This window comes from Exiguobacterium sp. HSB13 (assembly GCF_056764755.1).
Window position 1 is genome coordinate 1 of record NZ_JBUZOM010000051.1, and the last position, 255, is coordinate 255.

Below are 255 nucleotides of genomic sequence, written 5' to 3' on the forward strand. Positions count from 1 at the left end.
TGCGATTCCCTGAGTAGCGGCGAGCGAAACGGGAACAGCCCAAACCGAAGAGCATGCTCTTCGGGGTTGTAGGACACTCTATACGGAGTCAAAAAGGAAGACAGTAGGTGAAGGACCTGGAAAGGTCGGCCGAAGAAGGTGACAGCCCTGTAGCTGAAACTGTTTTCCCTCCAGAGTGGATCCTGAGTACGGCGGGACACGTGAAACCCCGTCGGAATCCGGGAGGACCATCTCCCAAGGCTAAATACTCCCTAG

The 255-nt window shown here is 55.3% G+C and carries 1 rRNA gene; it reads left to right on the plus strand.

The window, feature by feature from the left end:
* Positions 1-255, plus strand: a 23S ribosomal RNA gene (locus ACZGCQ_RS17010); the annotation flags it as partial.